Raw genomic sequence first — 13,069 nt, 5'->3', positions numbered from 1 at the left:
CAACTATATCAGTATATCACCTCAACTTTTCTTTGTCAATAGATTTTTTAATTTTTTTTTACTTTTTTTATCCTTGAAGCTCTCACCCCCCTTACAAATGCCTTATTCGTAGGAAAGGAGGGAATATCTAGACAGAAGCTAGCTCTAGTCGTGTAGAGGGCTTGCTTGATGATGCTATACCATTTCCCTAGCTACACCTCCTATATTCCTCTATCAGATACTATTTCAAGCATAGCCTCAAAACTTTCGAGTAGACGTCTGCAACTTCCCTTTTTCAGCTACATCTTCTAAACATTTAAAAATAGTAGCAAGTCCAACGACTTACTACTTTTGTTTTCTATATGAATAAACGAAAAATTAACCTAAACGTTGTTTTGCATCAGCTGCGCGTTGGAAGGCTTGTCCAATATAATTGATACATAGCATCATCACCAGGATAAATACTGCTGCTGGCAACCAAATCCAGGTTTTATTTTCCAAGACTTCTGCATTTCTTGCGTTAGCAATCAAGGTTCCCAAACTTGGGACTGTCGCTGGAAGACCAAAGCCAAGGTAAGTAAGGGAGGTTTCAATCCCTATGTTTCCAGCAAAATTCAGGGTCAAGTTAACGATTACTAGGGAACTCAAATTAGGCAGAATCTCACGGAACATGATGATAAAATCACTCGTTCCGAGTGTTTTAGAAGCATTTACATAGTCCAAGCTAGCTTCAGACAATGTGCGCGTTCGAAACAGGCGAGCCTTATAAGTCCACCCAAACATACTCATGATGAAGATAAAATGATAAATAGTGTAATTTTTAACAACTGTAACAAAGACGATAATCATCATCAAGGTTGGCAAAATCAAGATGAAATCTACGATTCGCATCAAGAATCCATCAAATTTACCACCGTAGTATCCTGCAACGATTCCTAACGACACACCCATTATACTGGTCAGAATAGTAATTGAAAAACCAATGATAATCGAGTTACGAGCTCCAATAATCAACTGACCAAAGATATCTCGTCCACCTTCATCTGTCCCCAAGAGATGTCCATCTACACCTGGCTCAAGGTAACGACCAAGCAAGTTCACTTTCATCACTTCTTCTTGGTTCATAACGATAGCCCCAACAAAGACACCAATTAAAATAGTAGCCAACAGAAATAGGGATACTAGAGCCACCTTATCTTTCGTAAACTCTCGAGCAATGACACGTAACCCTCCTGGAGGAGTAGATGCCGTGTTTTTATCTAATTTTTGATTTTTACTCACGTTTCTCCTCCTTTACTTAACTCGAATCCGCGGGTCAACAATACTCATGATAATATCAGATAAGAGGGTTCCAAGCAAGGTTCCAAATCCGAACATCAATAAGAGAGCTAAAATAACACTATAGTCACGACCTGAAAGGGAGGTGATAAATAGCTGTCCAATTCCGGGATAGGTAAAGATATTTTCCACAAAAACAGAACCGGTAATCAAGCCTGTCAATTCATATCCCAAGAAAGCCGCGATTGGCAAAATAGAATTCCGGAAAATGTGACGGTTGTAAACTACTTTTTCTGGAACCCCTTTGGCACGAGCTGTCCGAACATAATCTTGAGCTTTCGCATCAATTACACCCGTTCGCAAATACTGAATCGTACTCGTCGTTGATAAGATAGCGAGCGTCAAAGCTGGCAAAATCATGTGGTGCAAACGGCTGAAAATAGCCTCTAAACCAGTAATTCCTGAAGCGATGGAACCACGTGTTGGGAACCAGCCAAGAGAGAAACCAAACAACCACAAAAGCAAAATCGCAAAGATAAAGACAGGGGTTGAATAGGTCAAAAAGTTATAAACATTGATGATTTTATCTGCTACAGAATTTTGATACCGTCCTGCAATCATTCCCAATGGCAAGGCAATCACATAGGTAATTACCATCGTCAAGAGAGAGAGCCAGATGGTATTGTTCAAGCGTTGCATAATAATGGCGCTAACAGGCTGTTTAAAGAAAACACTCTGCCCGAAATCTCCGTGTAGGATATTGCCAATCCAGCGGAAATATTGGATATGAATCGGATCATAGTAACCGTATTGAATACGCAAACGTTCAATTGCCTCAGGGTCGATATTTGGATCAACCTGTCCTGTAAACGGATCACCCGGCATCAACTTTGCAAATGCGAACGCGATGATACTAAGAAGAATGAGCTGAGGTATCATCATTAAAAACCGGCGTAATATCGTCTTCCACATACTTAGATACCTCCTTTCGTCTCTGGTAAAGCAACCTGATGAGTATCCGCAAATTTTTTCAAGTCAAATACACGTCCATTTTCGTCATAGAAGATACTTTGTTTTTCAAGATACTCCTGCTCAGCTGCCAAACGACGTTCTTTATTTTGCACACGATTGGCTGGGTCAATACTTGGAATTGCTGATAATAGGCGTTTCGTATAAATGTGCTGTGGGTGATTATAGATATCTTCTTTGGTTCCAGTTTCAACAAAACGACCGCGATACATAATATACAACTCATCACACATATGTTGAACAACACCAAGATCGTGAGAAATAAAGAGATAACTCAATTTATACTCATCTTGGATACGTTTCATATAATTCAAGACCTGTGCTTGTACAGACAAATCCAAGGCAGATACTGGCTCATCAGCAATAATTAAGCGTGGATTACTTGCCAAGGCACGGGCAACACCGATACGCTGGCGTTGTCCCCCTGAAAACTCGTGCGGGTATTTGACAAGTGCCTCTTCTGTCAAGCCGATCGTATCTAATAGGCGAAGAACACGTTTCTTTTCTTCCTCCGGCGATACACGGTCAAAATTCCGAATAGGCTCTGCAATAATATCTAAAATCCGCTTTTTCGGATTAAAACTTGAGAGAGAGTCTTGGAAAATCATTTGAACATCGCGGTTAAAGTTGCCTTTTTTGCGACGGGGTTTATTGGTCACATTGTGTCCTTCATAGATAATCTCTCCAGACGTTGCACGCTCCAAACCGATAATCGTTTTTCCAATCGTTGATTTACCCGAACCTGATTCTCCTACAAGACCATACGTTTTTCCTTCTTCAAAATGAAGATTAACACCATCAACGGCATAGACATAATCTGTAATACGATTGAAGAAACCACTACGAATTGGGTAATGAACTTTTAAATCTTTTACTTCAATAAATCCCATTAGTTCGTCTCTCCTTCAAAGTAGAATGTTTCGTGACAAGTACAGCGTACAAAATGACCTGCTGACACTTCATGCATAACAGGATTTGCTTCATGGGCACCTGGCTCAATCCAAGGAATCCGAGAGGCAAAACGGCAACCTGTACGAGGCATTTTCGTCAATGGTGGCACAGTCCCATCAATTACGTGCAAGTCGCCACCCTCATCACTTGATTGAGGATTTGATTTCAATAAAGAACGAGTGTAGGGATGTCTTGGATTGGTAAATAACTCTTCGACAGGCGCTAGTTCCACAAATTGACCACCATACATCACAGCTACTCGATCTGCTGTCTCTGCTACCACACCTAGGTCATGCGTGATTAAGATGATTCCTGAACCAGTCTCTGCTTGGATTTCATTTAACAAGTCCAAAATTTGAGCCTGAATCGTCACATCTAGGGCAGTTGTCGGTTCATCAGCAATAATAATCGGTGGTTTACATGACAAAGCAATCGCAATGACAATCCGTTGGCGCATACCTCCTGATAGTTCATGTGGATACTGTTTGAAAGTCCGTTTTGGATTTGGAATACCAACTTGCTCTAGCAATTCCAAGACACGAGCTGTACGCTCTTCTGCATTCATATCTGTATGATAATAAAGCGCTTCATCAATTTGCGCACCAATGGTCATCAAAGGGTTCAAAGAAGCCAATGGATCTTGGAAAATCATTCCAATATCATTTCCACGAATCTTATTGTAAGCCGCTTCACTCATTCCGACTAACTCTTTGTCTTTGTATTGGATGTTGCCTTCAATCTTTGTATTTAATGGATTGTGCAGCCCCATGATGGTGGTGGCTAAGGTTGATTTTCCACACCCTGATTCTCCTACAATCGCCAAAATTTCATTTTTTTGCAGATCAATGGATACACCGTCAACAGCATCATAAAATTCATCGCCAATACGGAAACCGACGTGTAGATCCCTAATCTCTAAAAGCGGTTTTTCATTTGTCACGCTTTTCCTCCTTCGTCAACAGCTAAGCTGCCTGTCAATAAAAAAATAAAATATTTATCCTATTTTATCATAAATCCCCCTCCTCTGCCAACTATTTCAGCAGGGAAAGGAGTAAAATTTCTTTCTAAATCTCAGAAAAAATCTCGTTCCTTGTCAGTATTTTTTACACGATAATTTGAAAAAGCCAACAAAGTTGGCTTTTTCAAAATCTTTCTCTAACATTCCGTTATGAGAGATTTTTCAGTAGACAGCTTATTCCGCAAGACCCTTTTCAGCAGTCAGTTCGACATTTACCCAATTTGCAGCTGAAGATTTAGAAGCTGAACCATAGTAAGTATCCCAACCTTTAACACGCTTGTTAATAGCTGTGACTGCTTCTGATTCAAACAATGGGATTGCAAATGCTTCTTTTTCAGCATTTTCTTGCCATTTCTTGTAGTTTTCAAGATTTTTTTCTTCATCAAATGATTCAACAGATCCAATCGCTTCGAGTAATTTCGTATTTTCTTCTGAGACAAAGCGAGACATATTAAACTTGTTAGTAGGTCCCCACATATTTGGCATTGGATCATAACCAGTAGACCATCCAGCAAGGTAAGCATCGATATTGGCATCGTTGGCTTGCACCATCTCATAGAATGAATTCAACTCAATCGTGCGACCTGTATAAAGCTCAACATTCAAGCCAACTTCCTTCCACCAAGCAAGGTACTGTTGGACAAGGGCTTCATTGGCTTCTGTACGCTTACGCGCAGCAAGACTGATTTTGAATGGTTTGCCGTTCTTATCTTCACGGATACCATCTCCGTCCACATCTTTGTAACCTGCTTCATCTAGCAATTCTTTTGCTTTTTCTGGGTTATAGGCAAAGCCTTCCAACTCTGAATCATGAAGCTCGCCAAAGAATGAGATAATCAAAGAGTTTGCTGGGTGATACAAGCCATTATAGAGTTTTTCACCCGCAGTCTTCGTATCAAGGGCATAACCCATCGCCTGGCGCAATTTGACATCGTTCATTTTCGCATCAGGATTGACAATGTTTTTCTTAGCTGCCTCATCGTACTTACCGAAGTTAAAGGATAGGTATTCGTAAGATGACTCTAGATTACCAAGAAGGGTCACATTCGATAAGCTCTTATAAGAGTCTAACTGATCTACAGGCATATCTGCAACATCATAGTGACCTGCCTTCATCTCTGAGACAATGGTATCAGGTGAGACGATGTCCATCTTCAGGCTCTCTACTTTTACCTTGCCCTTGAAGTAGTATTCATTTGGTTCAAACGTAACAGACTCTCCACTAACTACTTCTTTGACCTTAAATGGTCCCATTCCAACGATTTTCGTTGTCGCACGAGCATAGTCACTCTTTTCCCAATCAGCCACTGGAATATCTTTAAAGATATGTTTTGGAGTGACATAGGCTGGCACAGCTCCACCTGCATACATCATTGATGGCTTCATCTCTTTTACAGTCAGTACAGCTGTATAGTCATCCACTTTTTCAATCCCTGAAATCGTATCTGCTGTCCCTGCGACAAATTCGTCCATACCGACGATATTGGTGAATTTTTCATCAAAACGGACACCCGTATAGCCCTTATCCGCCATTTTTTCAATCGTAAAGAGGTAGTCATCAATCGTAAATGGCTCCCCATCTGACCACTTGTAGTCTTTACCAGTCAAGCTAACCGTAACAGTCTTTGCCTTGGTATCAAACTCTACTTTAGCAAGTCCTGAATCATCTAGCTTACGGTTCCCATCGTAACCAAACATAGACGTATCAACCATCGCACCAAAAGTAGAGTCAATAACTTGATGTGTCAATTCATCAATCATGAGCCCAGATGTAGCAGATGCTGCCACAATCGCATACTTAAACTGCCCACCTTTAATCGCTGTCCCATCGTGGGTCACCTCAGCTGGGAAGCTCAATTCCGCTCCAGCACCCTTGCTAGATGAACTTTTCGAACCACACGCCGCAAGCGCCGCAACTGACAACAATGTCACTCCCATAAGAGTGAACATTTTTGTAGACTTATTCATAAAACACCTCTTTATATCTTATATAGTAAAGACTTTATGTCTATGAAAGATATTATACCATAAATTTTCCTTAAAAAAAGACTTTTCATTTGAAAATTTTGTAAAAGAAACAATTTTCATTATTTTCAGACTATTTTCTATAAAAATTTCAACTAAAGTACTCCTTACTTTTGTGATATAATAGGAACGAATATAGAACGAGGTAGCCATTGATATGAAACGATTGTATAAATTCTTACTCACTTGTTTGTGTGCAGTATTATTCCCCTTATCCATCCATGCTGTTGAACAATATAGCACAGATGCCGAGCATTCAATTGCCATTGAGGCACAGACTGGCAAAATTCTCTATGAACAACACGCGACCACTCCAACCAGTATCGCCTCTATTTCAAATCTACTGACAGTCTATTTGGTTTATGAAGCCATTGAACAGAAAAAATTGACCTTGGACACCCAAGTACCCATCTCAGACTATGCCTATCAGTTGAGCATCTCATCTCCAGTGACCAATATTCCTTTGGATAAGCCTTCTTATTCTGTTCAGGAACTAATCAATGCTTCCTTGATTGCTTCAGCCAATAGTGCAACCATTGCCCTAGCTGAGCAGGTAGCAGGTAGTGAAGCTGCCTTTGTAACCTTAATGAACGAAAAGTTGACATCTTGGGGAATTTCAGATGCAACCATCATCAATTCAACTGGCTTAAGCAAGGACCCTTCCGAAGACGAGGCGGCCTCAGATGAGAAAAAGACCGAGGAAAATCGCCTCTCCGCCCTTGATGTTGCCATCGTCGCCCGCAGGCTTATTCTCGATTATCCGCAAGTACTGGAAGTTACTTCCCGCTCCCACTTTAAACTAGATGGGACAACCTACTATGGAACCAATCCTATGCTAAGAGGAGGTGCTTATGAGAAAGAGGGAGTAGATGGTCTCAAAACAGCTTCTGGAACATCTATCGTTGCAACTGGTGTCGAAAATAACATGCGGGTCATCACAGTGATTCTCCATACTAAAGAGGGAGATCTCTATCCCGAAAAACGCTTTATCGAAACGATAAACTTGATGAAGTATTCCTATACTTATTTCAGCTGGACCCCCATCGTAGAAGCTGGTCAGCCCTATCACGATAGTAAGGTAACCGTCTTTAATGGTAAGGAAGCAAGCATTCCAGCTGTCGCCAAAGAAGATCTCATGTTTGCAAAAAGGGAACGATACAAAGAAGAAACCTTAGCAAAAACAAAGGGACTTGATACTATATTTGATGCTCCGCTTGCCAAGGGAACTCCTGTCGGTACCTTAACCTTAAAAGACACGGACTTAATCGGTCATGGCTATGTAGACAAGCAACCAAGCGTTGAACTAGTCGTAGGCAAGGACATTCCTCCTGCAAACTGGCCCTTTTCTTGGTGGAATCATTTTGTCCGATATGTCAATGAAAAACTATAAAATAAAAAAGGAAACTTTGTAGGTTTTCCTTTTTTGTTATAACTAGAAGCCTCATACAGAGAAATACTTCCGTAGGTCTCTATCGCTCGCTTCTGCCGGAGAGGTAGAATCTAACCGACAGATCCTTCCATTTCGTAGGAAATCAAGCGGTTGAGTTCAACGGCATATTCCATTGGTAGTTCTTTGGTAAATGGTTCCACAAAGCCCATTACAATCATCTCAGTCGCTTCGCCTTCTGACAAACCACGGCTCATAAGATAATAAAGCTGTTCTTCTGAAATCTTAGAGACCTTCGCCTCATGTTCCAAGGCAACCTGTGAGTTATGAATCTCATTAAAGGGAATAGTATCTGACTTAGACAGGTCATCCATGATGATGGTATCGCACTCAATATGGCTGACCGATTTTTTTGAATTGCGGGCAAAGGTTACTTGACCACGGTAGTTTACCGCCCCGCCTCCCTTAGCGATGGATTTGGAGACAATCGACGAGCTAGTGTGCGGTGCATTATGAATCATCTTAGCACCAGTATCTTGGTGTTGACCTGTATTTGCAAAGGCAATCGAGAGCATCGTCCCGCGAGCTCCTGTACCGTCAAGGTAAACAGACGGATATTTCATCGTCGTCTTTGCTCCTAAGTTTCCATCAATCCACTCTACTGTCGCATCTTTCAAAGCACGGGCACGCTTGGTCACAAGATTATAGACATTATCGGACCAGTTCTGAATAGTTGTATAGCGCATATACGCCCCCTCAAGGGCAAAAATTTCTACAATTGCCGCATGTAAGCTATCGCTCGAATAGGTCGGAGCTGTACATCCTTCAACATAATGCACACTTGCCCCCTCGTCTACGATAATCAAGGTTCGCTCAAACTGTCCTGTACTTTCATTGTTGATACGGAAGTAGGTCTGCAAAGGAATATCACATTTGACCCCTTTAGGGACATAAATAAAGGTACCACCAGACCATACTGCGCTGTTCAAGGCCGCCAATTTATTGTCTGTAGGCGGAACCAGTTTTGCAAAATACTGTTTGAAAAGTTCTGGATATTCTTTCAAGGCGGAGTCTGTATCGGTGAACACAATCCCCAACTTTTCAAATTCTTCTTTCATATTATGATAGACCACTTCAGACTCGTACTGGGCTGCAGCTCCTGCAAGATAGGCACGTTCTGCCTCTGGAATCCCGATTCGCTCAAAGGTTTCCTTGATTTTCTCAGGAACATCATCCCAAGAACGGGCGGGTTTGTCAGACGCTTTTTGATAGTAAATCAAATCATCGAAATCAATCTCAGACAAGTCTGCTCCCCATGTCTCAAGTGGCATTTTTTTGAAAACCTCATAGGATTTGAGACGAAACTCCAACATCCATTCTGGCTCATTTTTAGCTGCCGATAGGGAACGGATAACCTCCTCATTCAGTCCCTTTCCTGTCGACATGATCGGCTCTACATCATCATGAAAACCGAATTTGTATTCACCGAGATCAATCGGTTTTGGTTCTACCCTTTCTTCTGTCATTCTTTTCTCCTCTATACTAGTGTATTCATCTTTCGCCCTAGGATTTACTCTTTCTCTAAAGCCTTGTTTAGTGCATTCCAGGCCAGCATAGCGCATTTGATTCGCTGAGGGAATTTGGCAACACCTGCTAGAAAAGCAGCATCTCCTAATTCCTTTTGACCTTCATCTGTCTGTCCTTGGATCATTTCCGAAAATAGCCTCGCTAACTCAGATACCTCTGCCTTATCTTTACCAAGAACTAGATCCGTCATCATACTGGCTGAAGCTGTCGAAATGGTACAGCCCGCATTCACAAAGGCAATATCTTCAATCCTCTCTCCTGCTTCATCTAGCTTTAAAGACAACTTGATTACATCGCCACAAGTTGGATTGTTTAAGTGTACTTGCTCTGCCCCGTCAAGGGTTCCCTGATGATGGGGATGCTTGGAATGCTCTGCCACAACTGCCATATAAAGGCTCTCTAGTTTAGAAAGTGCCATTGAAAAACTCCTTTGTTTTCTCTAGTGCATCGAGCAATTTGTCGCAGTCTTCCTTGGTATTGTAGAGGTAAAAGCTAGCTCGAACAGCTGACTGCACTCCCAAATAAGCTAAGAGCGGCTGAGCACAGTGGTGCCCTGCCCGAACAGCGACTCCCTCATAGTCCAGTGCCGTTGCTACATCATGAGGATGGAGCCCTTTTATGTTAAAGGAAATCACTCCTGAACGTTGAGAGACATCTTGGGGACCATAGATCTCAAGCCCTTCCATAGCCTGCAATTTAGGAAAGAGGTACGTCAGTAATTCTTCTTGGTGGTGGGCAACATGATCCATGCCGATGTCTACCAATACATCAATTGCTTTTGCAAGTCCAATCGCACCTGCTATATTGGGCGTTCCTGCTTCAAACTTCCAAGGTAGTTCTTTCCATGTCGCAGACTGCTCATAGACAAAGTCAATCATCTCACCGCCAAACTCCACTGGCTCCATCTGTGACAACCACTTCTCCTTGCCATAAAGAACACCTATCCCGGTTGGCCCCAACATCTTATGACCGGAAAAAGCAAAGAAATCCACCTCTAGATCCACCACATCAATCGCCATATGGGGCGTCGATTGGGCGCCATCCACCACCATAATAGCACCCACCTCATGTGCCAGCTGGGTGATTTCCTTGATCGGATTGACCACCCCAAGGACATTGGACACGTGGGCAAGAGAGACAAATTTCGTCTTGGTCGATAGCTTGGATCGTAAATCTTCCATATCCAAGCCACCCTCCTTGAGGTAGACATAGACCAACTTGGCTCCCGACTGTTGACATGCTTGTTGCCACGGAATAATGTTGGCATGATGTTCCATAATGGAAATCAAGACTTCATCACCTGGCTGTAGCATTTGGCTTGCAAAACGAGCCACCCAGTTGAGGCTAGTTGTGGTTCCTTTGGTAAAGAGCACTTCCCTTCTTGACCCCGCATGGATAAACTGTCTCACACGCTCACGCGCCGCTTCATAGCGACTAGTCGCTCGTTCCGCCAAGGTATGAACACCTCGGTGAACATTGGCATTGTCCGTCTGGTAGTAATCTAATATTTCCTCCAAGACAACTTGTGGTTTCTGGGTGGTTGCTGCATTATCGAGATAAACCAGAGGCTCATCATGGACCTGCTGGTCTAAGATTGGATATTCTTTTTTGATGGCATGGCTATCTACTGGCATCACTGCTTACCTCTTATCTAACTTTTCTTCAATTCCGTCAATCATCTCATTGCGGGCTTCCTTAACAGGGATTTCCGTAATCACTGCTCCCAAGAAACCACGTACGACCAAGCGTTCCGCTGTCGCCTTGTCCAAGCCACGACTCATGAGGTAGTACATATCTTCTGGATCTACCTGACCGATAGAGGCTGCATGACCTGCTGTGACATCATTTTCATCGATCAAAAGGATGGGGTTGGCATCACTTCGTGCCTTATCAGACAACATCAACACACGGCTTTCCTGTTGGGCATCCGCCCCCTTAGCCCCTTTGATGATGTGGCCGATTCCATTAAAGGTAAGTGTCCCTTTTTCAAGGATAACCCCATGTTGGAGGATATTTCCAATCGAATGACGACCGTAGTTCGTAACCCGTGTATCAATTCCCTGAACTTGCTTGCCACTTGATAAGGCGACAACCTTCATATCTGCATGGCTACCGTCACCGTACAAGTCACTGTCAAAGTCTGCTACAACATCCCCTTCGTTCATCACACCAATCGCCCAATCAATGCTAGCATGATGGCTCACTTTTCCACGGCGACTCATATAGGTTGTCACCTGCTGACCCAGACGATCAATCGCTGCAAATTTAATCTGACTACCCGGTCCTGCAATCACTTCTACCGTAATATTCGCCGTTGCCTTTTCATGCCCTGATCCAATGCTTTCAAAACGTTCGAGGTAGTTCAACTTGGCATGTTTACCTGTAATCACAAGAATGTGTTTATTAAAGGGCACAGCACTATCACTATCTTGGTAGAAAATTCCCTCAACAGGTAGGTCAATTTCAACATAATCAGGAACATATAAGACAGCTCCACTATTAAAATAGGCTGTATGATAAGCTGCTAATTTATCCGTATCATAAGCAACTGCCTGAGTAAAATACTGCTCCACGATCTCTGGGATTTCTTCTAAGGCTGTATAAAAATCTGTGAAAACCACACCTGCTTCTGCTAATTCTGGTGGTAATTGCTCAAAGACAGTCTGTGTACCTACTTGGACCAATTTGGGATTTGCACCTAAAGCTGTAAAATCAGGAACTTTATTGATGGCTTCTGATGCTGCAATCGTACCGTCCCCAAGATTCCAACGGTGAAATTTTACCCGTTCAATAATGGGCAAGGCTAGTGTTTCAATCTTTTCAAAAGCTGTTTGACGAAGCTCGCTCAACCAAGCAGGTTCTGCATGGGCTTGTGAAAAAAGTTTAATGGCTTCTTTGGTCATCGTTTTCTCCTTTCTGAACAAGTTTCGCCTTAAACTTCCTCTTCGTAAGTCAAGCCTAACTCTTCTGCGATTTTCGCATATCCTTCTTTTTCAAGGCGAATGGCAAGTTCAGGTCCACCTGATAGAACCACACGCCCCTCCATCATGATATGAACCACATCCGGAGTAATGTAGTTCAAGAGACGTTGATAATGGGTGATAATCATCGCTCCAAAACCTTCACCTCGCATCGCGTTCACTCCCTTGGAAACCACTTTAAGGGCATCGATATCAAGACCAGAATCAATCTCATCCAAAAGAGCAAAGGTAGGTTCCAACATCAATAGTTGCAAAATTTCATTGCGTTTTTTCTCACCACCTGAGAATCCCTCATTGAGGTAACGCTCTGCCATTTCCTCTTTCATATTGAGCAATTCCATTTTTTCATCCAGTTTGGTAATGAAGTCACGGACAGAAATTTTTTCCTCCTCTTCTTTTCCAGCATTCATTGCTGCGCGTAGAAATTCTGCATTGGTGATTCCAGGGATTTCACTTGGATACTGCATCGCCAAAAAAAGCCCCATGCGAGCACGTTCATCAACTTCCAACTCCAAAACATTGACACCATCAAACAAGACTTCTCCTTGGGTCACTTCGTAGTTGGGATTTCCCATAATAGCCGCTGAAAGGGTTGACTTTCCTGTCCCGTTCGGTCCCATGATGGCTGCTACTTCCCCTGTTTTTAGGGTCAAGTTCACTCCCTTTAAGATTTTTTTCCCCTCAATCTCCACGTGAAGATTTTTGATTTCTAGTACTGACATACCTACCTCCATTCAGTTTTGATACCCACACTCTTTAAAGACCAAAGAGTATTATCTGATATATTATACCAAAAAAGAGCCATTTAGGCTCTTTCTTTGTTTTGAAACATTC

Annotated in this window: 11 protein-coding genes; 1 reads left to right on the top strand and 10 read right to left on the bottom strand. The window is 42.4% G+C overall.

Annotated elements, in window-relative coordinates; all coding sequences use genetic code 11:
- Positions 1–357 precede the first annotated feature (357 nt).
- The 5 genes from ACVPON_RS05645 to ACVPON_RS05625 all read right to left on the bottom strand — a co-directional run bounded on the left by ACVPON_RS05645 (position 358) and on the right by ACVPON_RS05625 (position 6,223).
- Positions 358–1,260 carry an ABC transporter permease gene (locus ACVPON_RS05645; protein ID WP_462877012.1) on the bottom strand — a complete coding sequence of 301 codons (903 nt, stop codon included), beginning with the start codon at positions 1,258–1,260 and terminating at the stop codon, positions 358–360.
- A 12-nt stretch (positions 1,261–1,272) separates the two neighbouring features.
- Complete coding sequence (gene opp4B / locus ACVPON_RS05640; protein ID WP_462877010.1) at positions 1,273–2,229, bottom strand: oligopeptide ABC transporter permease; 957 nt, start codon at positions 2,227–2,229, stop codon at positions 1,273–1,275.
- Between the two features lie 2 nt (positions 2,230–2,231).
- Positions 2,232–3,176 (bottom strand): ATP-binding cassette domain-containing protein, encoded by a 945-nt coding sequence (locus ACVPON_RS05635; RefSeq protein ID WP_462877008.1) that lies wholly within the window; start codon positions 3,174–3,176, stop codon positions 2,232–2,234.
- Positions 3,176–4,177 (bottom strand): ABC transporter ATP-binding protein, encoded by a 1,002-nt coding sequence (locus ACVPON_RS05630; RefSeq protein WP_462877006.1) that lies wholly within the window; start codon positions 4,175–4,177, stop codon positions 3,176–3,178. The genes ACVPON_RS05635 and ACVPON_RS05630 overlap by 1 nt, the downstream gene beginning before the upstream one ends.
- A 252-nt stretch (positions 4,178–4,429) precedes the next feature.
- Entirely contained in the window at positions 4,430–6,223 is a 1,794-nt protein-coding gene (locus ACVPON_RS05625) for an oligopeptide ABC transporter substrate-binding protein (RefSeq protein WP_462877004.1), read from the bottom strand.
- 214 nt (positions 6,224–6,437) lie between these two features.
- On the opposite strand from ACVPON_RS05625, the gene ACVPON_RS05620 reads away from it, so the two are divergent.
- Entirely contained in the window at positions 6,438–7,670 is a 1,233-nt protein-coding gene (locus ACVPON_RS05620) for a serine hydrolase (RefSeq protein WP_462877001.1), read from the top strand.
- A 110-nt stretch (positions 7,671–7,780) separates the two neighbouring features.
- On the opposite strand, the gene sufB is transcribed toward ACVPON_RS05620, so the two are convergent.
- The 5 genes from sufB to sufC are packed head-to-tail and all read right to left on the bottom strand — an operon-like array spanning position 7,781 to position 12,957.
- Positions 7,781–9,193 (bottom strand): Fe-S cluster assembly protein SufB, encoded by a 1,413-nt coding sequence (sufB, locus tag ACVPON_RS05615; RefSeq protein ID WP_462876999.1) that lies wholly within the window; start codon positions 9,191–9,193, stop codon positions 7,781–7,783.
- 44 nt (positions 9,194–9,237) lie between these two features.
- Entirely contained in the window at positions 9,238–9,672 is a 435-nt protein-coding gene (gene sufU, locus ACVPON_RS05610; protein ID WP_462876995.1) for a Fe-S cluster assembly sulfur transfer protein SufU, read from the bottom strand.
- Positions 9,659–10,888: an aminotransferase class V-fold PLP-dependent enzyme gene (locus tag ACVPON_RS05605; RefSeq protein ID WP_462876992.1), complete on the bottom strand. Its 1,230-nt coding sequence runs from the start codon at positions 10,886–10,888 to the stop codon at positions 9,659–9,661. The genes sufU and ACVPON_RS05605 overlap by 14 nt, the downstream gene beginning before the upstream one ends.
- Before the next feature lie 6 nt (positions 10,889–10,894).
- Positions 10,895–12,157 carry a Fe-S cluster assembly protein SufD gene (gene sufD / locus ACVPON_RS05600; RefSeq protein WP_462876990.1) on the bottom strand — a complete coding sequence of 421 codons (1,263 nt, stop codon included), beginning with the start codon at positions 12,155–12,157 and terminating at the stop codon, positions 10,895–10,897.
- A 29-nt stretch (positions 12,158–12,186) separates the two neighbouring features.
- Positions 12,187–12,957: a Fe-S cluster assembly ATPase SufC gene (gene sufC, locus ACVPON_RS05595; protein WP_462876988.1), complete on the bottom strand. Its 771-nt coding sequence runs from the start codon at positions 12,955–12,957 to the stop codon at positions 12,187–12,189.
- Between the last annotated feature and the right edge of the window lie 112 nt (positions 12,958–13,069).

The sequence above is a fragment of the Streptococcus sp. 1F3 genome, assembly GCF_054968985.1.
The sequence above is the reverse complement of the archived record's forward strand: the minus strand, read 5'-3'. Positions and strand labels throughout refer to the sequence as shown.

Coding starts and splice junctions, on each gene's coding strand:
- opp4B (WP_462877010.1), bottom strand. CDS start 2,229: ATGTGGAAGACGATATTACGCCGGTTTTTAATGATGATACCTCAGCTC.
- ACVPON_RS05635 (WP_462877008.1), bottom strand. CDS start 3,176: ATGGGATTTATTGAAGTAAAAGATTTAAAAGTTCATTACCCAATTCGT.
- ACVPON_RS05625 (WP_462877004.1), bottom strand. CDS start 6,223: ATGAATAAGTCTACAAAAATGTTCACTCTTATGGGAGTGACATTGTTG.
- ACVPON_RS05620 (WP_462877001.1), top strand. CDS start 6,438: ATGAAACGATTGTATAAATTCTTACTCACTTGTTTGTGTGCAGTATTA.
- sufB (WP_462876999.1), bottom strand. CDS start 9,193: ATGACAGAAGAAAGGGTAGAACCAAAACCGATTGATCTCGGTGAATAC.
- sufU (WP_462876995.1), bottom strand. CDS start 9,672: ATGGCACTTTCTAAACTAGAGAGCCTTTATATGGCAGTTGTGGCAGAG.
- ACVPON_RS05605 (WP_462876992.1), bottom strand. CDS start 10,888: ATGCCAGTAGATAGCCATGCCATCAAAAAAGAATATCCAATCTTAGAC.
- sufD (WP_462876990.1), bottom strand. CDS start 12,157: ATGACCAAAGAAGCCATTAAACTTTTTTCACAAGCCCATGCAGAACCT.
- sufC (WP_462876988.1), bottom strand. CDS start 12,957: ATGTCAGTACTAGAAATCAAAAATCTTCACGTGGAGATTGAGGGGAAA.